Origin of the sequence: Streptomyces griseus subsp. griseus (assembly GCF_003610995.1) — a bacterium.
Classification (GTDB): Bacteria; Actinomycetota; Actinomycetes; order Streptomycetales; family Streptomycetaceae; genus Streptomyces.
On sequence record NZ_CP032543.1, the window covers coordinates 5,144,524 to 5,164,321 of the forward strand.

The 19,798-nt window shown below is 72.1% G+C and carries 21 protein-coding genes and 1 pseudogene; 13 read left to right on the plus strand and 9 right to left on the minus strand.

The genetic code is table 11. The features are described from left to right. Positions 1-105: 105 nt before the first annotated feature. Positions 106-765, minus strand: a complete 660-nt coding sequence (gene snpA, locus D6270_RS23360) for a snapalysin (RefSeq protein ID WP_109163662.1) — start codon at positions 763-765, stop codon at positions 106-108. Positions 766-1,050: 285 nt separating this feature from the next. Here snpA and D6270_RS23365 point away from each other — a divergent pair, with 285 nt between their 5' ends. From D6270_RS23365 to D6270_RS23385, 5 genes are all read left to right on the plus strand, one after another. After that, a complete protein-coding gene (locus D6270_RS23365; RefSeq protein ID WP_109163661.1) occupies positions 1,051-2,004 on the plus strand; it encodes a LysR family transcriptional regulator in 954 nt (317 codons plus the stop codon). Between the two features lie 162 nt (positions 2,005-2,166). Continuing rightward, positions 2,167-3,180, plus strand: coding sequence for an NAD-dependent epimerase/dehydratase family protein (locus D6270_RS23370; protein WP_225976931.1), 1,014 nt, complete (start codon positions 2,167-2,169; stop codon positions 3,178-3,180). 90 nt (positions 3,181-3,270) lie between these two features. Beyond that, positions 3,271-4,728 (plus strand): choice-of-anchor A family protein, encoded by a 1,458-nt coding sequence (locus tag D6270_RS23375; protein ID WP_318780029.1) that lies wholly within the window; start codon positions 3,271-3,273, stop codon positions 4,726-4,728. A 22-nt stretch (positions 4,729-4,750) separates the two neighbouring features. Further along, on the plus strand, positions 4,751-5,128 hold the full coding sequence (locus D6270_RS23380) for a DUF952 domain-containing protein (protein WP_109163659.1): 378 nt from the start codon (positions 4,751-4,753) through the stop codon (positions 5,126-5,128). Beyond that, positions 5,125-6,006, plus strand: coding sequence for an SDR family oxidoreductase (locus D6270_RS23385; protein WP_109163658.1), 882 nt, complete (start codon positions 5,125-5,127; stop codon positions 6,004-6,006). The genes D6270_RS23380 and D6270_RS23385 overlap by 4 nt, the downstream gene beginning before the upstream one ends. Positions 6,007-6,028: 22 nt before the next feature. Here the strand turns inward: D6270_RS23385 and D6270_RS23390 are convergent. Together D6270_RS23390 and sodN are read right to left on the minus strand one after the other, a co-directional pair. Beyond that, positions 6,029-6,315, minus strand: a pseudogene (locus D6270_RS23390) (DUF1266 domain-containing protein); the annotation flags it as partial. A 300-nt stretch (positions 6,316-6,615) separates the two neighbouring features. Further along, positions 6,616-7,011 (minus strand): superoxide dismutase, Ni, encoded by a 396-nt coding sequence (gene sodN, locus D6270_RS23395; RefSeq protein ID WP_109163657.1) that lies wholly within the window; start codon positions 7,009-7,011, stop codon positions 6,616-6,618. Between the two features lie 121 nt (positions 7,012-7,132). Here sodN and sodX point away from each other — a divergent pair, with 121 nt between their 5' ends. After that, positions 7,133-7,660, plus strand: coding sequence for a nickel-type superoxide dismutase maturation protease (sodX, locus tag D6270_RS23400; RefSeq protein ID WP_109163656.1), 528 nt, complete (start codon positions 7,133-7,135; stop codon positions 7,658-7,660). On the opposite strand, the gene D6270_RS23405 is transcribed toward sodX, so the two are convergent. Beyond that, on the minus strand, positions 7,573-8,193 hold the full coding sequence (locus tag D6270_RS23405; RefSeq protein WP_109163655.1) for a CGNR zinc finger domain-containing protein: 621 nt from the start codon (positions 8,191-8,193) through the stop codon (positions 7,573-7,575). The two genes, sodX and D6270_RS23405, sit on opposite strands and share 88 nt — an antisense overlap. A gap of 87 nt (positions 8,194-8,280) precedes the next feature. Between D6270_RS23405 and D6270_RS23410 the strand changes: the two genes are divergently transcribed. Then, the gene (locus D6270_RS23410) at positions 8,281-9,042 is read left to right on the plus strand and encodes a class I SAM-dependent methyltransferase (protein WP_109163654.1); all 762 of its coding nucleotides are present in this window, start codon (positions 8,281-8,283) and stop codon (positions 9,040-9,042) included. Positions 9,043-9,194: 152 nt separating this feature from the next. On the opposite strand, the gene D6270_RS23415 is transcribed toward D6270_RS23410, so the two are convergent. The 3 genes from D6270_RS23415 to D6270_RS23425 are packed head-to-tail and all read right to left on the minus strand — an operon-like array spanning position 9,195 to position 11,883. Beyond that, entirely contained in the window at positions 9,195-9,962 is a 768-nt protein-coding gene (locus tag D6270_RS23415) for an amino acid ABC transporter ATP-binding protein (RefSeq protein ID WP_109163653.1), read from the minus strand. Continuing rightward, complete coding sequence (locus tag D6270_RS23420; protein WP_109163652.1) at positions 9,959-10,900, minus strand: amino acid ABC transporter permease; 942 nt, start codon at positions 10,898-10,900, stop codon at positions 9,959-9,961. Before D6270_RS23420 ends, D6270_RS23415 begins: the two co-directional genes overlap by 4 nt. A 29-nt stretch (positions 10,901-10,929) precedes the next feature. Further along, positions 10,930-11,883, minus strand: a complete 954-nt coding sequence (locus D6270_RS23425) for an ABC transporter substrate-binding protein (RefSeq protein WP_109163651.1) — start codon at positions 11,881-11,883, stop codon at positions 10,930-10,932. Between the two features lie 526 nt (positions 11,884-12,409). Here D6270_RS23425 and D6270_RS23435 point away from each other — a divergent pair. From D6270_RS23435 to D6270_RS23460, 6 genes are all read left to right on the plus strand, one after another. Then, positions 12,410-13,651, plus strand: a complete 1,242-nt coding sequence (locus D6270_RS23435) for an NAD(P)-dependent malic enzyme (protein ID WP_109163649.1) — start codon at positions 12,410-12,412, stop codon at positions 13,649-13,651. Positions 13,652-14,020: 369 nt separating this feature from the next. After that, positions 14,021-14,989, plus strand: coding sequence for a zinc-binding dehydrogenase (locus tag D6270_RS23440; RefSeq protein ID WP_109163648.1), 969 nt, complete (start codon positions 14,021-14,023; stop codon positions 14,987-14,989). Between the two features lie 65 nt (positions 14,990-15,054). After that, positions 15,055-16,503, plus strand: a complete 1,449-nt coding sequence (locus D6270_RS23445) for a glycoside hydrolase family 5 protein (RefSeq protein WP_109163647.1) — start codon at positions 15,055-15,057, stop codon at positions 16,501-16,503. A 63-nt stretch (positions 16,504-16,566) separates the two neighbouring features. Further along, the gene (locus D6270_RS23450) at positions 16,567-16,779 is read left to right on the plus strand and encodes a GNAT family N-acetyltransferase (protein WP_225976932.1); all 213 of its coding nucleotides are present in this window, start codon (positions 16,567-16,569) and stop codon (positions 16,777-16,779) included. 31 nt (positions 16,780-16,810) lie between these two features. After that, the gene (locus D6270_RS23455; protein WP_109163646.1) at positions 16,811-17,020 is read left to right on the plus strand and encodes a sigma factor-like helix-turn-helix DNA-binding protein; all 210 of its coding nucleotides are present in this window, start codon (positions 16,811-16,813) and stop codon (positions 17,018-17,020) included. Further along, complete coding sequence (locus tag D6270_RS23460) at positions 17,020-17,604, plus strand: Clp protease N-terminal domain-containing protein (protein WP_109163645.1); 585 nt, start codon at positions 17,020-17,022, stop codon at positions 17,602-17,604. The genes D6270_RS23455 and D6270_RS23460 overlap by 1 nt, the downstream gene beginning before the upstream one ends. 224 nt (positions 17,605-17,828) lie before the next feature. Here the strand turns inward: D6270_RS23460 and D6270_RS23465 are convergent, their stop codons facing one another. Both D6270_RS23465 and D6270_RS23470 read right to left on the minus strand, forming a co-directional pair. Next, entirely contained in the window at positions 17,829-18,887 is a 1,059-nt protein-coding gene (locus tag D6270_RS23465) for a PadR family transcriptional regulator (protein ID WP_109163644.1), read from the minus strand. A gap of 1 nt (position 18,888) precedes the next feature. After that, on the minus strand, positions 18,889-19,746 hold the full coding sequence (locus D6270_RS23470; protein ID WP_158650545.1) for a DUF4097 family beta strand repeat-containing protein: 858 nt from the start codon (positions 19,744-19,746) through the stop codon (positions 18,889-18,891). Between the last annotated feature and the right edge of the window lie 52 nt (positions 19,747-19,798).

The window sequence follows — 19,798 nt, forward strand, 5'->3', positions numbered from 1 at the left end:
CCGTGCCGTACGACAGCGCTCCGGAAACAGTGCGCAGCAGACGGCGCACACCACAGAGGGCCGTTCCGCGTCCGGAACGGCCCTCTCCTCATGCGGCGCCCGGGGTCAGGAGGCGGTGCCGGCCAGTGCGGCGGCGAAGCCGTTCTGCCAGAGCTGGTTCACCCGCGCCCGCTCGTTGGCGTCCGGCTGGGCGTTGGTGCAGGACGGGCCGGGGCCACCGCCGGACATCAGCTGGCTGCACGGACCGGAGTAGGTGTCCGGCAGGCCGAGCACGTGCCCGGTCTCGTGCGTGGTGACGCGGGTCGAGTTGTACTGCTGGTTCTGCCGGTAGTCCAGGAAGATGAAGCCCCGGCCGTGGCCGTTGGTCGAGGCGTACGAACCCCGCGAGTCGTTGCCCTCGCGGTAGGTGAAGTCGGCGTTGGAGCCTTCCTGGAGCCGGACGTTGGAGACCGAGCTGTTCCAGATCCGCGTGCTGTTGGCTATCTGGGTGCGGAAGCTCGGCGCGGAGGCCGTGCTGTAGGTGACGGTGACGGCCTGGGTGCCCGCCGGACTGGCGGCGCGCTTCTCGGCGACGGACTTCATCACCGCGTCGAAGAAGGCCTTGTTCGCGGCGGCGTTCTCGGCCGACCCGGTGTACGCGGCGATGGTGGAAGGGGTGGAGACCGCAGGGGCAGGAGCGGCGGAGACCGCGGGAGCCGTGCCGAGCGCGGCGACGAGGCCGAGACCGGCGATGGCGGAGGCGATGGCGGTCCTGAGGTGTCTCATGGGGGATATCTCCTACTGTCCGGTGAACCCGCGCCGTGGGGGTTGTCCGCTGAACGGACGGGGCGCGGGGCGGTACGGGGAGAGTGTGGGGGAGCGGACGGCCGCCGGGGATGATGCCAACCGGCGATAGCGCGGCCCTATCCCCGCGCCCACCACCCGCCCGGCCGGGGAGGGCAACCCTGTCATCGCGGTATGACGCCCTGCCCAACACCCGCTGAATTAACGCCCTTTGGTGGGGTTGAGTCCGCTGGTGCAGTGGGCACGACCGGTCGTAGTCTCCGCTCCATGGAGCTTGAGGTGAGACACCTCAGGGCGCTGTGCGCCATCGCCGACGCGGGCAGTCTGCACCAGGCCGCCCGCCGTCTCGGCGTGAGCCAGCCCTCCCTGACCACCCAGTTGCGGCGGATCGAGAACTCACTGGGCGCCGAGCTGTTCCGCCGCGATCGCACGGGCTGCCGCCCGACCCCCCTGGGCCGGGCCGTCCTCAGCCGGGCCCGGCCGCTGGTCGACGGGATGAGCGCCCTGGTCAGCCACGCCCTGGCGGAGGCCGACGCCACCCGGTCCCGGGGGCCCCGGCTGCGGATCGGCTCCACCGCGAGCCGGGTCGTGGGGAGTTGGCTGCGCAGGCTGCGGGTCGCCCTGCCCGGTACGGAGATCTCCCTGCGGGTCGACGTCTCGGCCCACGCCCTCCTGGGCTCGGTGGAGGCGGGCCGGCTGGACGTCGCCTTCGTGCACGAGGTGGAGGGGAGCCCGCTGACGCTGCCCGGCGGCCTGGTCCAGCGCGTACTCGTCGACCGGGAACCGCAGTTCATCTCCCTGTCCCGGGACCACCCGGCCGCCCGCCGCCGGGTGGTGGAGCTCGGGGAGCTGGCCGGCGACCGGTGGATGGTCGATCCGACGGTGGACGGCGAGTGGGACGGGGTGCGCCGTGTGCTGGGTGCCGCCGGGATCGACCCGCCGGTCCTGCACGGGGACTACCTCACCGCCGCCTCCCTCGTCGTGCTCGGCGAGGCCGTCGCGCCCTGCCAGCCCACCTCGGGGCCGCGCGACGACATGGCGATCCGTCCGCTGCGCGACGACCCGCTGGCCGTCCGGCTGCTCCTGGTCTCCCGGCCGGAGACGGACATCTCGGTGGCGTACGCGGAGCTGGAGGCGGCGTACCGGGAGGCGGCCCGGCGCTCCAGCGGCTACTACGAATGGCTCCTGCGCCACCGCAGCCCACTGGCCCGCACGCCGTGAGGACTTGAGGGCCCTGAGCCCATGAGCTCTGAGACCGTGAGCCCGTGAGCTCTGAGTCCTTGAACCCCGGAAGTCCGAGGACCTGAGACCCGGGGGAGCTCCCCGTTCTGCTGACAGCGTGCGGGTGTTCCCCGGAGCGGCCCGGGCGGGCACGCTCGGTACATGAAGCTGCTGATGCTGGGCGGTACGGAGTTCGTCGGCCGGGCCGTCACCGAGGCCGCCCTGGCGCGGGGCTGGCAGGTCACCGTCTTCCACCGCGGCCACCACGCACCGCCGCAGGGCGTGCGCGCGCTGACGGGCGACCGTACGGGAGGGGGCCGGGGCCGGGGCCTGGCGGCGCTGGCGGAGCACGCGGGCGACTGGGACCTGGTCGTCGACACCTGGAGCGGTGTGCCCACCGCCGTACGGGACGCGGCCCGGCTCCTGGCGGACCGCGCGGGCCACTACACGTACGCCTCCAGCCGCTCGGTCTACGCCTACCCCGCGCCCGCCGGACTGGACGAGGACGGGCCGTTGGTGACCGGCGCCTCGCCCGACGACAGCGGCGAGGGCGGGGAAGTGCCGTACGACCGGGCCAAGCGCGGCGGTGAGCTGGCGGCCCTCGACGCCTTCGGCGACCGCGCGCTGCTGGCCCGCGCGGGGCTGATCATCGGCCCCGGGGAGAACATCGGGCGGCTGCCCTGGTGGCTCACGCGGATCGCCCGCGGCGGCCCGGTGATCGCCCCCGGTCCACGTACCACCGAACTCCAGTACGTCGACGCGCGCGACCTCGCCCGCTGGATCCTGGACGCCGGGGCGGCCGGACTGCACGGCCCGTACAACACGGTCAGCCGCCCCGGCCACGCCACCATGGGGGAGTTGCTGGACGCCTGCGTCCAGGTCACGGGCTCCGGAGCCGAGCTGCGCTGGACGGACCCGGAGACCCTGCTGGCTGCCGGGGCCGAGCCCTGGAGCGGGCTGCCGATCTGGCTGCCGGAGGGGGAGCTGCACGACGCGATGCACCGGGGCGGCCATGCCAAGGCCGAGGCGGCCGGGCTGCGCTGCCGTCCGGTCGGCGGGACCGTCGCCGACACCTGGAGCTGGCTGTGCGAGCGCGGCGGTACCGCGCCCCAGCGGCCGGACCGGCCGACGGTCGGCCTCGATCCCCGGCTGGAGGAGAGGCTGCTGGCCCTCTGAACCCTCCTGGCCCTCCTATAGGCCTACGTATGCGGGCAGATCCGGCGTGTCATAACAAATGACTAGCATTAAAGATGCATATTGCGCGGCATGGAACAACAGGCGCGCAGGCGCGGCAACACGATCCGGGCAGCAGTGACAGTGGCCACGGCCGCGGCGATGGTGGGCATGCTGGCCCCGGCCGCCGCCGCCGATCCGTTGCCGGGCGGGCTCGGCCCTTGCCTCGGCAGCGGGTGCCCGTCCGTGTGGAACGACCCCAACAACGGCCCGGTCGTAGGGTTCGACGAGAACATCAACATCTACGTCGGCGGGGACTTCCTGGTCCGGGAGGCCGCCGCCGAGGCCGAGGGGAAGATCGTCACCCTCGGCCGGTTCGACATGGACAAGCGGGCCGGGGTCTCGCAGATCTACAACGTCGGTGTCGTGGGCGTCGGTTCACGGGTCCCGCCGCCGGACGGATCCGACTACCTGTCGGTGGGCGGAGACATCCTCATCGCCCCCGGCGAGCGCCTCCTCGCGGAGGAGGGCACCCACGCGGGGCGGGTCGCCTACGCGGGAAGCCTGACCGGCACGGTGAACCCGCTGACGGCCCCGCGCCCCGATCCGGCGGCCGTCACCCCGTTCACCGGCCTGCGCCCGCAGCTCACCGAGGCCAGCCGGTGCTACGCGTACGAGGGTGACGCGCACCGCGCGGCCACCGGCAGCTGGACGCGGTCCGGTGACACGTTCACCTTCACCGGGGACGGCACCTCGCCGATCCAGGTCTTCGACGTGGATGCGGACCTGGTCTCCGCGGCGGGCGGCAACGCCGGGTTCACCTTCAACGGCATCCCCGCCGGGGCGACCGTCCTCGTCAACGTCTACGGCGACGCCCGCACGGTCGCCTCGTTCATGGGCGCCCTCCCCAACCCGGGGCTCCGCGAGCGCCTGCTGTGGAACTTCCCGGACGCGACGGACCTGACGATGACCGGGCCGGCCCAGTTCCAGGGGAGCGTGCTGGTCGGGCAGCCCGCCAGCACCACCACGCTCTCCATGAGCGGTACCAACGGCCGCTTTTACACCGCCGGTTCGCTCACCCACACCTCGTCGGGCGCTTCGGGCGGCCAGGAGATCCACTCCTACCCGTTCGACGGCGACCTCCCGGCCTGCGGCCCGGACCCGACCCCCACGCCGACGCCGACGGATCCGACGCCGACACCGACGCCTACGGATCCGACCCCGACGCCCACGGACCCGACGCCCACGCCGACGGACCCGACGCCGACCCCCACGGACCCGACGCCGACGCCGACGGATCCGACCCCGACCCCCACCGACCCCACTCCCACCCCCACGGATCCGACCCCCACCCCCACCCACCCCACGCCGCATCCCACCGACCCCACGCCGACGTGGAAGCCGACGCCCTCCCCGTCTCACCCGGGTGAACTGCCCGACACCGGATCGCGCGGCGGCGAATGGATCATCGGCTCCATCGCGGCAGCGTTGGTGGCCGCCGGTGGAACGGTCCTCTTCGCCACCCGCAGGGCGCGCCGCCGCACCTACTAGCAGCGCCCGCTAGCGTGGTTCGATGACCGAACCACTGCTGCACCTCGCCGAAGCAGCCCTCTGGGAGGCGGCCCGCGGGACCGGGACGTACGAGATGTCCACCCGGGGCCGCACCCTCCAGGAGGAGGGCTTCATCCACCTCTCCCTGCCCCGCCAACTCCCGGGCGTGGCAAGGATGCTGTACGGGGACGGAGGCGGGACCGGGGCCGACGGCCACGATCTGGTGGTCCTGGTCGTCGACCCCGCCCGCCTCACCGCCCCCGTCCGGTACGAGGCGATGAAGCCCGGCGGCGAGGAGTTCCCGCACCTGTACGGACCGCTCCCGGTGGCGGCGGTCGTGGAGGTGCGGCCCCTTGAGCACTGGCACCATGACCGACGAGAGGAAGAGGAACTCCGATGATCGGCCCCCTCACCGCGGTGACCGGAGCGAGCGGAGCGGTCGGCGGCCGGGTCGCCGAGCGGCTCGCCCGCACCGGAGTCCCCGTACGCCTGCTCGGCCGCGACCCGGCCCGTCTCCCCGAACTGCCCGGCGCCGACCGTGCGCCCGCCGCCCCCTACGGCGACGGGGAGGCGATGCGCCGGGCCCTGGACGGGGCCCACACCCTGTTCCTGGTCTCCGCGCACGAGAGCCCGGACCGGGTGCGCGAGCACGTCACGGCGATCGACGCGGCCGTGGCGGTGGGCGTGGAGCGGATCGTGTACGTGTCCTTCCAGGGCGCCGCGCCCGACGCCACGTTCACCTTCGCCCGCGACCACTGGCACACCGAGGCCCACATCCGGACGGCCGACGTGCGCCACACGTTCCTGCGGGACAACTGGTACCTGGCGGGGCTGCCCGCGATGACCGGCGCGGACGGGGCGCTGCGCGGACCGGGCGCGGGTGGCCGGGTCGCCGCCGTCGCCCACGAGGACATCGCGGACGCCGCGGCCGCCGTCCTGCTGGACGGGTCCACCGCCCACGACGGCCGGGCCCACGACCTCACCGGCCCCGAGGCGTTCACCCTCGCCGAGGCCGCCGAGGAGCTGAGCCGGGCCACCGGACGCTCCATCCGCTACGTCCCCGAGACGGTCGAGGAGGCCTACGCATCCCGGGCCGGATACGGGGCCGAGGAGTGGGAGGTGGCCGGCTGGGTCACCTCGTACGAGGCGATCGCGGCCGGCGAACTGGCCGCCGTCTCCGACGCGGTACCCACCCTCACCGGCCACCCGGCCCAGAGCTTCGCGGAATTCCTCGCGGAGCACCCGGAGAGCTACCGGCATCTGCTGCCCGGCGTGTGACCGAGGGGCCTGGGGCCTTGGCTCACCGCCACTGGCTGGACTCTCTCTCCGCCAGCAGACGGCGGGCGCGAGGACGTTCTCTCCGGAGAAGGGCCCGTACTCCGCCTCGTCGAACCGGAGCACCCGCCCCGACGCGCACCCCGCCGAGAACTCCTCCCGCGACCCGTGGGCGGAGTTGCTCAGCGCCCCGGCGGACACGATGGCCTGCTCGGCGTCGGCCGGTCCGCAGGAGCGCGCCGACAGTCCCCACCGCGCCAGGTCCACGGTCCGTCCGTAGTCCTGGGCAACCGTGGTGCGCACCCGGCCGCCCGCGCGAGCACCTCCACCACCGCGTCGCCACCCCCGGCCGCGACACAGCCGCCGGCGCACCCTCGATCCCGGTGGGCGGCACGGCGCCCGGGTACGGCGGATGCGGGCGCTCCGCCTCACACGCGGCAGCCTGAGCGTTCACACCCGGGCCGCTCGGCCGTGGCGCGCGAGTACGGGCGCTGCCGTGCGAAAGACCGCACCCGGTCCGCTGTGGACGCCGGTATCGGCGGCCTGCGGACCGGGTGCGGACGGCTGGGCGGTGCGATCCGCGGAACCGCGGACCGGACTGCCCGGTGACCGTCAAGCCTTCTTGGTCTCCCAGAAGATCTTGTCGACCTCGGCGATCAGGTCCAGGGCCTTCTGGCCCGTCGCCGGGTCGTTCGAGCCCTTGGCCGCGGAGAGCGCCTTCAGGGTGTCGTTGATCAGCTGGTGCAGCTCCGGGTACTTCTCGAAGTGCGGGGGCTTGAAGTAGTCGCTCCAGAGCACCGAGACGTGGTGCTTCGCGAGCTCGGCGCGCTGTTCCTTGATCAGGACCGCGCGGGTGCGGAAGTCCGCGTCCTCGTTGGCCTGGTACTTCTCCTGGACGGCCTTGACCGACTCGGCCTCGATGCGGGCCTGGGCCGGGTCGTAGACGCCGCAGGGCAGGTCGCAGTGGGCGCTGACCTTCACCTTGGGGGCAAACAGGCGGGAAAGCATGGAGCTGTCCTCCTCGTGATCGTCTTCTCAGGTGGGACATTACTCCGTGGAGCGCCGCTTTCCGTGGCTGCCCCTGGGGCTTAGGTCAAAAGTCCGGGGTGGGATCCGGGCCGTCGGCCGAATGTACGGAGCGGAACGCGGTACGCGGGACGGTGTGCCGGAGGAGGACCGGGAGGTGGCCGAGGTGCCGGAGCGGGGACGGGTGTCCGGGGGCGGGCGGGCCGGGCGGCGGCCGTTGCGGGTGGTGGAGGTGACGGGGCCTTCGATGGTGCCCACGCTCTACCACGGGGATCTGCTGCTGGTGCAGTACGGGGCGCCCGTGCGCCCCGGTGACGTGGTGATCCTGCGTCACCCCTTCCAGCAGGACCTGCTGGTGGTGAAGCGGGCGGTCGAACAGCGGCCCGGCGGCTGGTGGGTGCGGGGCGACAACACGTTCGCGGGCGGGGACAGCACGGATTACGGGGTGGTCCCCGAGGAGCTCGTACTGGCCCGGGTACGGGCCCGCTACCGGCCGCTGCCGAAGGGGCCCAGGGGGCCGGGGGGTGCGAAGGGCGCGAAGGGTCAGCTGTCGGTGACCGCGGTGCTCGGCTGGGCGGTCTCGGCGCTGAGGCCGGTCCGGTCCGCCTCCGCCCGTTTGCGGGCCCGGTAGGCGGCGACGTTGGCGCGGGTGGCGCAGCGGTCGGAGCAGTAGCGCCGGGAGCGGTTGGTGGAGGTGTCCAGGTAGGCGTTGCGGCACGGAGCCGCCTCGCAGAGGCCGAGCCGGTCCACGCCGTGCGAGGTCAGGTGGAAGGCGAGACCCATCGCCGCGATGGCCGCGTACCCGGCGGTCGCGTTGGACGGGTGGTCGGCCAGGTGCATGTGCCAGTCCGGCCTGCCGTCCTCGTCCCGGGTGTCGTGGCCGGAGATCTGCGGGCTCACCGGGAACTCCAGCAGCAGCGAGTTGAGCAGGTCCACCGCGAGCGTCTCGTCGCCGCCGTCGGCCGCCTCGAAGACCGCGCGCAGCCGGCCCCGCACGGAACGGAAGCGGGTCACGTCCGCGTCCGTCGTCCGCCGTGCCGCCTGCTGATTGGCGCCGAAGAGCTCCCGGACGGCCTCGACCGAGGTGAGGACGTCCTTGTTGCGGGCCGGCTCCTCGGTGTTGACCAGGCGCACGGCGTAGTCCGAGTAATAGGCCAGTTCCACTTGTAGTCCTTACCGGGTCGGTCTAGGGTCGGAGTGTCGGCCAGTGTAATGGTCGGCCGTCATTGATGAGGCTTACTGGAGGTTGGCGTGACGGAGACGGGGACGAGCACCGACTGGCAGTCCTGGCAGGAGAGCTGGGACCGCCAGCAGGAGTGGTACATGCCCGATCGCGAGGAGCGGTTCCGGGTGATGCTGGACATGGTCGAGGCGGTCGTCGGCCCCGCGCCCCGGGTCCTGGACCTCGCGTGCGGTACGGGAAGTATTACGGACCGGCTCCTCAAGCGGTTCCCGGACGCCACGAGCACCGGCGTCGACCTCGACCCCGCGCTCCTGGCCATAGCCCGCGGCACCTTCGAGGGCGACGACCGGGTCACCTTCGTCACCGCCGACCTCAAGGACCCGGACTGGACCAGCCGGCTGCCCCGCACCTCGTACGACGCCGTCCTCACGGCCACCGCCCTGCACTGGTTCCACAGCGAGCCGCTGGCCGTGCTGTACGGGCAGCTCGGCGGCCTCGTCCGGGACGGTGGCGTCTTCATGAACGCCGACCGCACCATCGACCCGGACACCCCCCGCATCAACGCCGCCGAAGGCGCCCACCGGCACGCCGCCATGGACCGCGCCAAGGCCGCGGGCGCCCTGGACTGGGCCGAGTGGTGGGCCGTCGCCGCCAAGGACCCGGTCCTCGCCGGACCCACCGCAGAACGGTTCGCGATCTACGGCGAACACGCGGACGGTGACATGCCCTCCGCCGCCTGGCACACCCGCACCCTGCTCGCCGCCGGCTTCGGCGAGGCCCGCACGGTCTGGGCGTCGCCCTCGGACAGCCTGATCCTCGCCGTGAAGTAGGGCTGTGGGTCCGGGTGCCGTACGCCTGCGTCCGAACCGATCACCGCTGGGACCTCCGACGGGTCGACGTCGGCGGAGGAGAACACGTGCAGGTGCCCCGGGCCTTGACGGCCCGGGGCACCTGCACGTGGCGGGGGCGGCGCCCCGGCTTTCTACAGCACCTTCGACAGGAACGACTTCGTCCGGTCGTGCTGGGGGTTGGTCAGCACGTCGCGCGGGTGGCCGGACTCGACCACCACGCCGTCGTCCATGAAGACCAGCGCGTCACCGACCTCGCGGGCGAAGCCCATCTCGTGGGTGACGACGATCATCGTCATCCCGTCCTCGGCCAGTCCGCGCATGACGTCCAGGACGTCGCCCACCAGCTCCGGGTCGAGAGCGGAGGTCGGCTCGTCGAAGAGCATCAGCTTCGGCTCCATCGCCAGCGCGCGGGCGATGGCCACCCGCTGCTGCTGGCCGCCGGAGAGCTGGGAGGGGTAGTTCTTCGCCTTGTCGGCGAGGCCCACCCGGTCCAGCAGCTTCTCGGCGCGGGCCCTGGCCACGGCCTTGGACTCGCCCTTGACCTGGACCGGGGCTTCCATGACGTTCTCGATCGCCGTCATGTGCGGGAACAGGTTGAAGCGCTGGAAGACCATGCCGATGTCGCGGCGCTTGAGTGCGACCTCGTTGTCCCTCAGCTCGTAGAGCTTGTCGCCCTTCTGCCGGTAGCCGACCAGTTCGCCGTCGACCGAGAGCCGTCCGGCGCTGATCTTCTCCAGGTGGTTGATGCACCGCAGGAAGGTCGACTTGCCGGAACCGGACGGGCCGATCAGACAGAACACCTCACGCGGGGCGACCTCCAGGTCGATGCCCTTGAGGATGTGCGCGGCGCCGAAGGACTTGTGGACGCCCTCGGCCTTCACCATGGGGGTCGTCGTCATGCCATGCCTCCCTTGGGACGGCCCAGGGACAGCAGGTTGGCCCTGATCTTCTGGGCCGGTGTCTGCGGCAGGCTCCGGCTGGACCCGCGGGCGTAGTGGCGCTCCAGGTAGTACTGGCCGACGCTCAGGATCGAGGTCATGATCAGGTACCAGGCTGCCGCGAGGAAGTACATCTCCACGGGGGCGCCGGAGTTCTGCCCGATGTCCTGGGCGTACCGGAAGAGCTCCGTGAACTGGACGGCGGCCACCAGTGAGGTCGTCTTGAGCATGTTGATGACCTCGTTGCCCGTCGGGGGCACGATCACGCGCATCGCCTGCGGGATCACCACCCGGCGCAGCGTCTTGCTGTGGCTCATGCCCAGCGCGTGCGACGCTTCGGTCTGGCCCTCGTCGACCGAGAGCAGACCGGCCCGGCAGATCTCCGCCATGTACGCGGCCTCGTTGAGGCCGAGCCCGAGGAGGGCGGTCAGCAGCGGGGTCATGAAGGACGACCACTCGTCCTTGTAGATCGGCCCGAGGTTGATGTACTCGAAGACCAGGCCCAGGTTGAACCAGACGAACAGCTGGACCAGGACCGGTGTGCCCCGGAAGAACCAGATGTACGACCAGGCGATGGACGAGGTCACCGGGTTCTTCGACAGCCGCATCACCGCGAGCAGGATGCCGCCGCCGATACCGATCGCCATCGAGAGGACGGTCAGCAGCAGGGTCTGGCCGACACCCCGGATGATCCGGTCGTCGAAGAAGTAGTCCGGGATGGCGCCCCAGTTGATCTGCCCCTGGGAGAACGCGTAGATGATGGAGGCCAGCAGGCCGAAGGCGATGACCGCCGACACGTAGCGTCCGTAGTGGCGAACAGGGATGGCCTTGATCGCCTCGGGCCCGGCCGCCGGGGCGGGTGGCGTCCCGGCGGGGCCCGTCTTCTTCGATTCAGTCACAGGTCTTGCCTCTCACCGCCGGAGCCCGGTCAGGATCCGCCGTTGATCTTGGCCTCGGTGACCGCGCCGGCCTCGACACCCCACTTGGCGATGATCTTGTCGTACTCGCCGTTCTTGATGATCGCGTCGAGCGCGGCCTTGACCGCGTCCCGCAGCTCGGTGTTGCCCTTGGCGACGGCGATGCCGTACGGGGCCGCCTCGACCTGCTCGCCGACCAGCTGGAAGTCGTTGCCGCCGCCCGAGGTCTTCACCGCGTACGCGGCCACCGGGAAGTCGGAGGAGCCGGCGTCGGCACCGCCGGCGCGCAGCCGGGTCTGGGCCTCCAGGTCGTTGTCGAACTGCTCGATGGCGATCGTGCCCTTGCTGCCGCACTTCTTGCTCTCGGCCTTGGCGAGGTCGTGGGAGACGGTGCCGCGCTGCACGGCGATCTTCTTCCCGCAGAGGTCCGACCAGGTCTTGATGCCCTTGTCGTCACCCTTCTTGGTGTAGATCGAGACACCGGCGGTGAAGTAGTCGACGAAGTCGACGCCTTCGCCGACCTTCTTCTTGGTCTCGGAGTCGACACCCTCCTGGCGGTCCTTGGTGTCGGTCATCGCCGACATGGCCAGGTCGTAGCGCTTGGAGCGGAGGCCCGTGATGAGCGTGTCGAACGTGCCGTTCTGGAAATCGAAGGTCACGCCGAGCTGCTTGCCGAGGGCCGCGGCGAGGTCGGGGTCGATACCGACGACCTTGCCGGACTTGTCCTTGAACTCCACCGGCGGGTAGGCGATGTCCGAACCGACCCGGATGACGCCCTTGTCCTTGACGGCCTGGGGCAGCAGGTCGGCGAGCGGGGCGTCCGAGGCCTTGGCGGCGTCGGAGGGCTTGTTGCCCTTGTCGGTCTGGTCGCCGCAGGCGGTGAGCAGCAGGGTGCCGGCGACCGCGATGGCGCCGACCGCCGCAATCCGGGACTTGGCGGTCTTACGCATGATGCTTGCGGTCATGTCGGGATCCTCCGGCAGGTGAAGGTTGAGGGTGCTTACGGAGAGGCTTGGCACGCACCTTCGAGTGTCGTCACCTCGTTTGATGACGGCATCCTGCCATTTGGACAGGCCCATTCAGGGGCCCAGCCATGTCAAAATCGGATAACGGGCGACCCTCGAACTCGCGTGACCGGCACCTCGGGGCCGGACCATCTGTCGCGAACCCTTCCCGCCACCGGAGAATCTCCGGCGCACCTGGAGGAAGGGTGGCTTTTATGCCGGTTTGCCGACTTGTCCAGATATTCGACTATGAGTCACGTCACCGCACCGGAATGGACTCGTGCGTAACCGGGTTGGTCCGGTAAGAAAGACGTTTACACCCCTCATCCGGGGCCCAGGGCGCGTGTGCGGCGCGCCCGCGCGTATGTACCTCTCCCTGCCAGGGCGGGCCAACCGCTCGGCGCAGGGCACGTACGCGGTGCCCGCCCACCCCTCCTCAACCAGGAGTGGCCACCCTCAAACGATGAAGACTTAAGGGGTCAACACCATGGCAGCGGAGATCGTCAATCCTCGCAGCGACAGCAGTACCGACAGTGGCTTCCAGCGCACGAGCGCGGCGGACACCGGGGCCGACGAGCCCTTCGATCCGGCCTTCGCCCTTCACCGGGGAGGGAAGATGGCCGTGCAGTCCACCGTCCCGATCCGGGACAAGGACGACCTTTCCCTGGCCTACACGCCCGGCGTGGCCAAAGTGTGCAGCGCCATTGCCGACAACCCCGAGCTCGTCCACGACTACACCTGGAAGTCCCAGGTCGTGGCCGTCGTGACGGACGGCACCGCCGTGCTCGGCCTCGGTGACATCGGGCCCGAGGCGTCCCTCCCCGTGATGGAGGGCAAGGCCATCCTCTTCAAGCAGTTCGGCGGCGTCGACGCGGTGCCGATCGCGCTGGCGACGACCGACGCGGACGAGATCGTCGACACCGTCGTCCGGCTCGCCCCCTCCTTCGGCGGGGTGAACCTGGAGGACATCTCGGCCCCCCGCTGCTTCGAGATCGAGCGCAAGCTCCAGGAGCGGCTGGACATCCCCGTCTTCCATGACGACCAGCACGGCACCGCCGTCGTCACCCTCGCCGCCCTGCGCAACGCGGCCAAGCTCTCCGGGCGCACGCTCGGTGACCTGCGCGGTGTCATCTCCGGCGCGGGCGCGGCGGGCGTGGCCATCGCCAAGTTCCTGCTGGAGGCGGGCATCGGCGATGTCGCCGTCGCCGACCGCAAGGGCGTCGTCAGCCGGGACCGGGACGACCTCACCGACGTCAAGCGCGAGCTGGCCGAGCTGACCAACCGGGCCGGGATCTCCGGTTCGCTGGAGAAGGCGCTGGCCGGTGCGGACGTGTTCATCGGTGTCTCCGGCGGTACGGTGCCGGAGGCTGCGGTGGCGTCGATGGCACCCGGTGCGTACGTCTTCGCCATGGCCAACCCGAACCCGGAGGTCCACCCCGAGATCGCGCACAGGTACGCGGCCGTGGTGGCGACCGGACGCTCCGACTTCCCGAACCAGATCAACAACGTGCTGGCGTTCCCGGGGATCTTCGCGGGGGCGCTCCAGGTGCGGGCCTCGCGGATCACGGAGGGGATGAAGATCGCGGCGGCCAACGCGTTGGCCGACGTGGTCGGCGATGAGCTGGCGGCGGACTATGTGATCCCTTCGCCGTTCGACGAGCGGGTCGCGCCTGCGGTGACCGCGGCGGTGGCCGCGGCGGCGCGGGCCGAGGGTGTGGCTCGGCGCTGATGGTGTGGGTGGGTGTGGGCGTGTCTGCGCCCGCGCCTGCGTGTGTGATGGGGCGGGGCTCTGTTGGTCATGGGCCCAGCCCCATCTCTGCGTCCAGCCCCTCCGGCGACCTTCCCGCCCGTCCGGCGTTCGCGGAGCGGGGACGGAGCCTCCGGGGCGCCGCCCCGCACCCCGCTGCCCAAACGCCGCAGGGGCTTGAACCGGCCGCCCGGGGGCGCTGGGTGAGGTTTGCCGGGGCAGGGTGCGCGCAGCGGTATGAGCTGGCTGCCGGGGGTGCGCTGGGTGGGGTCCGCCGGGGGAGGGGGAGGTTGGTGTGTGTCACATGCGCAGGCGGTTACGTCCTCGTCCCGCCCGGCCTATCGTCTAGCCATGTTCGCCGCCTACGCAGCCCGTATCGATCCCGACCGGCCCCTCGACGGACTTGAGCTGGGTGAGCGCCCCGCCCCGCAGGCGCGTGCCGGGTGGAGCACCGTCACCGTCCGGGCCGCCTCCCTCAACCACCACGACCTCTGGTCGCTGCGGGGCGTGGGCCTCGCCGAGGACCGGCTTCCGATGATCCTGGGCTGCGACGCGGCCGGTGTCGACGAGGACGGCAACGAGGTCGTCCTGCACTCCGTCATCGGCCAGTCCGGGCACGGCGTCGGGCCGAAGGAGCCGCGCTCCATCCTCACCGAGCGCTACCAGGGCACCTTCGCCGAGCAGGTCGCCGTGCCCACCTGGAACGTGCTGCCCAAGCCGAAGGAGCTCTCCTTCGAGGAGGCCGCCTGCCTGCCGACCGCCTGGCTCACCGCGTACCGGATGCTCTTCACCAACGCCGGTGTCCGGCCCGGCGATTCGGTGCTCGTCCAGGGCGCGGGCGGCGGGGTCGCCACCGCCGCGATCGTGCTCGGGAAGGCCGCCGGCCTCCGGGTCTTCGCCACCAGCCGCGACGAGACCCGGCGCAAGCGGGCCGTGGAGCTGGGCGCACTGGAGGCGTACGAGCCCGGGGCGCGGCTTCCGCAGCGGGTGGACGCCGTCATCGAGACCGTCGGCGCCGCCACCTGGTCCCACTCCGTGAAGTCGCTGCGCCCCGGCGGCACTCTCGTCATCTCCGGGGCCACCAGCGGTGACCGGCCCTCGCACGCCGAGCTGACCCGGATCTTCTTCCTGGAGCTGAAGGTCGTCGGCTCCACCATGGGGACCAAGGACGAGCTGGAGGACCTGCTGGCCTTCTGCGCGACCACCGGCGTACGGCCGGTCATCGACGAGGTGCTGCCGCTGGACCGGGCCCGTGAGGGGTTCCAGCGGCTGGCCGACGGCGAGCAGTTCGGGAAGATCGTGCTCCGGCCGACCGCGTAGTCCCGCAGAACTGGTCGCCGCACCATACTTGAATAAGTGTCAGCTCTGTTGATGGGATGCCGCCCATGCGCATGAGCAGAGCACTCATAGCAGTTGTCGTCGCGTCCGTACTGGCGGCGGGGGCCCTCGCTCCCGCCGCCTCGGCGCACCCCGCGTCCACCCGGGCCGCCGACCCGACGGCGTACGAACGTTCCATCCCGCCCCTCACCGACAGCCGGGGCCGCACTCTCACCCTGCGCGGCTGGAACGTCGAGGACAAGGTGGGCCGGGGCGAGGCCGCGCTCGGCGCCATCACGGAGCGCCACTTCCGCGACCTGCGGGCCAATGGCTTCAACTTCGCCCGGCTGCTGGTCTTCTGGGACGATCTGGAGCCCCGGCGCGGCCAGTACAGCGAGCGCTACCTCCGGAAGATCGAACGCATCCTCGGCTGGGCGCACCAGCACCGCATCCAGGTCCTCATCGACGCCCACCAGGACGTCTTCGGGCCCGCCTTCGGCCACCGGGGCATCCCGGAATGGGCCACCAGGACCGACGGGCTGCCGTTCACGCCCAACCCCGACGACTGGTTCTCCGAGTATTTCCAGCCCGCCGTCCAGCGGGCCTTCACCCATCTCTACGAGGACCCCGACCTGCGACGCGCCCAGGCCGCCATGTGGCAGGTCCTCGCCGAACGGTTCCGCGGCCACCCGGCCGTCATCGGCTACGACCTGATCAACGAGCCGATGGGGGAGCTGCGCGAGGGCGAGGATCTGGCGGCCGCCGCCCGCCGTATCGAGGCGCGGCACCTCACCCCGATGTACAACCGGCTCGCCCGGGCCATCCGCGCCAAGGACCGAGCCACCTGGCTCTTCGTCGAACCGACCCCCATCGTCGGCGAGGGCGTGCCCACCGGGCTCGGCCGGATCCATGACGGCCGGACCGTGTACGCCCCGCACTTCTACAACACCGCCATGGAGGCGGGCGCGGACTACGACCCGTCGGCCGGCTGGATCGAGGCGTACGAGGCCGCCGTCACCGCCTATCCGGCCCGGTACCGGATGCCCGTGGTCGTCGGGGAGTGGGGGCCGCTCAACAACTCCCTCCCCGCCATGGGCCGTTTCTACCGCGAGGCTCTCGCCTCCCTGAACCGCTACAGCTCCGGTTGGGCCGGGTACGTCTGGTGCTACGGCGGCGGCTACTGCGCGGTGGACGAGCGCGGCCGCTTCCGTACGAACAAGGAGCGGACGGCGACCCTGTACGCCCCCGCCGTCGCGGGTGCGGTCCGCTCCGACACGTACGACGCCGCCGACCGCGCCTACCGGCTCGCCTACCGGGCCGCCGCCCGTCCCGGGATCACGGAGCTGTCCCTGCCGCCCTCCGTCCGTGGCTGGCGTGTCTCCGTCACCGGGCGGGCCGCCCGTGTCCTCGGCAAGGCGCCGCACGGGGGGCGGTTGGCCGTGCTGGCGCGGCCGGGGGCGGAGGTGGTGGTGACCGTGCGGGAGGCTGGCCCGTGGGGACGAACTGACCGCCCCTGAAGGGTTCCTGCTGCGCCCTTGGCTCCTGGGCCGCCGTGGGGGAGGAGGGCGAGGCGCTCGGCTGTGTGTGGCCGTCCGCGCCGCCACCCTGGCCCAGGGCACGGGCTGGGTCTCCTGCTGGGCCACCGCACCGGCAACCCCGCCTCCTGCCGGGTCGCGGTGCGGGCCGGGTTCGCGGCCGAAGGGATCGAGAGGGCCGAGCTGCGCTACGGCGGGGTGCGGGGCGACGTGGTGCGGCATGACCGGCTCGCGGACATTGGCGTCAACTTTGATTGACGATCGACGGGCGTCAACGTACGTTGACACCATGACCGAAGCAACGGATCTGGCCGCACGTGCCGGTGACCGCGACCCGCGTGTCGGGCTGCGGGCGGTGGCAGCGCTGCGGCGGCTGCTGGAGCAGCTCGAAGCCGTACAGGTACGCAGTGCCCGCATCCAGGGATGGTCGTGGCAGGAGATCGCCGCCGAGCTGGGCGTCAGCCGGCAGGCCGTGCACAAGAAGTACGGGAGGCGTTGATGTTCGAACGGTTCACCCAAGGGGCCCGCGTGACCGTAAAGGGAGCCGTGGCGCAGGCGGAGCGCGTCGGGGCCGGATCGGTCAGCGAGGAACACCTGCTCCTCGCGCTGCTGGAACAGGAGGGCGGCCGGGCCTCCTTCGCCCTCGCCGCCCTCGGGCTGAGCGGCCGCCGCTCCTTCCTCGGCGCCTCCTTCGCCGAGGCCCGCCGCCGGGGCGGGCTCACGAAGGCCGACACCGAGGCCCTCGCGGAGATCGGGATCGACGTCGACGCCGTCGTGGGCCGCGTGGAGGGGGCTCACGGCGAGGGCGCCCTCGCCGCCGGCCGGAGCGGCCGCCGGTGGTGGTCGGGGCACCGCCCCTTCACCCCGGGGGCGAAAGGCGTCCTGGAGAAGTCGCTGCGGGTCGCGCTGGGACGGGGCGACCGGTTCATCGGCGAGGAGCACCTGCTCCTGGCCCTCACGGCGACGCCCGGAACCGTCGCCGACGTCCTCGCCGAGCACGGGGCGACGTACGCGACCGTGCACCGAGCGCTGTACGGGCCCGAGGCCGAGGGGCGGGGGCAGGGGCACGCCAAGGCGGGGTGAGGACGCGGGCGGCGCGAACGGCGCGGCGGGGCGCCCGCCCTTGCGTGTCGTGTGCGGCGAGGCGCCCGCCGCGCGTGACAGGGCGCCCGCCCCGCGTGCCTCGTGCAGCGAGCCGCCCGCCTTCCCCGGGGGTACAGCCGGGCGCCCGCCCCGCGTGCCTCGTACGGAGCGCACCCGCCCCAGGCGCCCCGTACACGACCAGGCGCCCGCCCCCTCCGTGGCCCTCAGCCCTTGTCGTCGGGCTCCGGTGTCAGCAGTGCCTCGATCCGTTCCGCCGCCGTGCCCAAGTGGCGGCGGGCCTCGGACAGCTGGTCGCCCGTCACTCCGTGGTCGCGGGCCGCGTCCCGGACGGTGTCGCGGAACCGGTCCAGCAGGCGGTCCAGGTCGCGGGCCGGGTCGTCCGTGACCGGGAGGTCCTTGCCCCAGTCCGAGGAGGCATCCCGGGCCTCGGTCGCCGGGCCGCTCGCCGTGTCCTCGGCGTCGTACGGTCCGGGCTTGCCGAACGAGGACCAGCCACCCGCCCGCGCGAAGCCGCCGAGCTGGCCCGTGATCTCGGCCAGCCCCTCCCGTACGCCGGAGGGCCAGTCACCCCGGGCGAAGTGCTCCTGCACCTGGCGGGCGGCGTCCCGCACCTGCTCGCGCGCCCTGTCCTGGGCCTCCTTGGCCTGGCGGCGGGCCTGCTGGGCCTCCTCGCGGGCGCGCCGGGACTCGTCCTTCGCCCGCCGTGCCTGCTCCTTCCACTCCTGCTTGGCCCGGCGCAGCTCCTCCTTGGCGTTGCGCCACGCCTCGCTGTCGCCGAAGTCGCCCAGGTTGCCGAAGTCCCCGAACTCCCCGAAGGGCGAGGCCGACGGCTTGTCCTTGGAGCCGTTCTTCGCGCCGCCCGGTCCCGCGCCCTGCCGGGACTCGGAGGCCGCCGCCCGCATGTCGCTGCGGAGCCGGCCCGCCGCGCCGCGCACGTCGGCGCGTATCTCGGCGGCCAGTTCGGAGAGGGAGTCGCGGATCTCCAGCTCCAGGTCGGCCAGTTCGCCGCTGCGGCCCGCCAGCTCGGCGCGTCCGGCGTCGGTGATCGAGTAGACCTTGCGGCCGCCCTCGGTGGCGTGGGTGACCAGGCCCTCGGCCTCCAGCTTGGCCAGCCGGGGGTAGACGGTGCCCGCGGAGGGGGCGTACAGGCCCTGGAAGCGCTCCTCCAGGAGGCGGATCACCTCGTAGCCGTGGCGCGGGGCCTCGTCCAGGAGCTTGAGCAGATACAGGCGCAGTCGGCCGTGGGCGAATACGGGGGGCATGTCAGAGAACCTTTCCGGTCGGCTCGGCACCGTACGCCTCGTCCTCGGCGGGGGGCCTGCGCAGCAGGGCGATCGAACCGGACACGGTCGTCGCCTTCAGGGTCCCCGTCCCGGCGCCGAGCGTGCCGGTGATCTTCTTCGCGCCCCACTGCCCGCCGACCCGCAGGTCCTCGAAGGCGTTGGAGACGGCCCCGCTCGCGGTGTTGGCCTCGACCCGGGCGTCCGCCGGGTGCGGCAGCCGGATCGCGATCTCGCCGGAGACCGTGGTCAGCCGGATGTCGGTGGGCTTCCCCGACGGGTCGACGTCCAGCACCATGTCACCGCTGACCGACTCGGCCCGGACCGAGGCGCCCGCCCCGTCCACCACCGTCAGGTCACCGGCCACGGAGTGGAAGCGGAGGTCCCCGGTGACGCTCTGGGCCTCCAGGCTGCCCGAGACGGAGTCGCCGCGGACCGCGCCGGTCAGGCCGACGAGGGTGATGTCCCCGGTGATGCCGCGTACGTCGGTGCGGCCGTTGATCCCGGAGACGACGGCCCCGGCGCCGACCACGCCGACCTCCACCGAGGCGGTGGCGGGCACGACGAGCGAGACCACCGCGCTGCGGCGCCGCCCGTGGGGGTCCAGCCAGCGCAGGAGGTCCTGCCAGGGGAGATCCTCGTACGCCACCGTCAGCCGGCCGTCCTCGTGGGTGACGAGGAGCGGCGGTCCCTCGATGGCGGAGACCTCCAGCCGGGCGTCCGGCTCGTCGGTCCCGACCACGTTGACCGCGCCGCCGGCGACGCGTACGTGGAGCGCGGTCACCGGGGCGTCGAAGGTGAGCTTCTGCGGCTCGGCGACGGTCCGCTTCGACACAGCCATGGATGAGACCTCCCGGAGAGGATGACGACGCAACATATCGCGTCTCGTAAGG

Coding starts and splice junctions, on each gene's coding strand:
- snpA (WP_109163662.1), bottom strand. CDS start 765: ATGAGACACCTCAGGACCGCCATCGCCTCCGCCATCGCCGGTCTCGGC.
- D6270_RS23365 (WP_109163661.1), top strand. CDS start 1,051: ATGGAGCTTGAGGTGAGACACCTCAGGGCGCTGTGCGCCATCGCCGAC.
- D6270_RS23370 (WP_225976931.1), top strand. CDS start 2,167: ATGAAGCTGCTGATGCTGGGCGGTACGGAGTTCGTCGGCCGGGCCGTC.
- D6270_RS23375 (WP_318780029.1), top strand. CDS start 3,271: ATGGAACAACAGGCGCGCAGGCGCGGCAACACGATCCGGGCAGCAGTG.
- D6270_RS23380 (WP_109163659.1), top strand. CDS start 4,751: ATGACCGAACCACTGCTGCACCTCGCCGAAGCAGCCCTCTGGGAGGCG.
- D6270_RS23385 (WP_109163658.1), top strand. CDS start 5,125: ATGATCGGCCCCCTCACCGCGGTGACCGGAGCGAGCGGAGCGGTCGGC.
- sodN (WP_109163657.1), bottom strand. CDS start 7,011: ATGCTTTCCCGCCTGTTTGCCCCCAAGGTGAAGGTCAGCGCCCACTGC.
- sodX (WP_109163656.1), top strand. CDS start 7,133: ATGTACGGAGCGGAACGCGGTACGCGGGACGGTGTGCCGGAGGAGGAC.
- D6270_RS23415 (WP_109163653.1), bottom strand. CDS start 9,962: ATGACGACGACCCCCATGGTGAAGGCCGAGGGCGTCCACAAGTCCTTC.
- D6270_RS23425 (WP_109163651.1), bottom strand. CDS start 11,883: ATGACCGCAAGCATCATGCGTAAGACCGCCAAGTCCCGGATTGCGGCG.
- D6270_RS23435 (WP_109163649.1), top strand. CDS start 12,410: ATGGCAGCGGAGATCGTCAATCCTCGCAGCGACAGCAGTACCGACAGT.
- D6270_RS23440 (WP_109163648.1), top strand. CDS start 14,021: ATGTTCGCCGCCTACGCAGCCCGTATCGATCCCGACCGGCCCCTCGAC.
- D6270_RS23445 (WP_109163647.1), top strand. CDS start 15,055: ATGCGCATGAGCAGAGCACTCATAGCAGTTGTCGTCGCGTCCGTACTG.
- D6270_RS23455 (WP_109163646.1), top strand. CDS start 16,811: ATGACCGAAGCAACGGATCTGGCCGCACGTGCCGGTGACCGCGACCCG.
- D6270_RS23460 (WP_109163645.1), top strand. CDS start 17,020: ATGTTCGAACGGTTCACCCAAGGGGCCCGCGTGACCGTAAAGGGAGCC.
- D6270_RS23465 (WP_109163644.1), bottom strand. CDS start 18,887: ATGCCCCCCGTATTCGCCCACGGCCGACTGCGCCTGTATCTGCTCAAG.
- D6270_RS23470 (WP_158650545.1), bottom strand. CDS start 19,746: ATGGCTGTGTCGAAGCGGACCGTCGCCGAGCCGCAGAAGCTCACCTTC.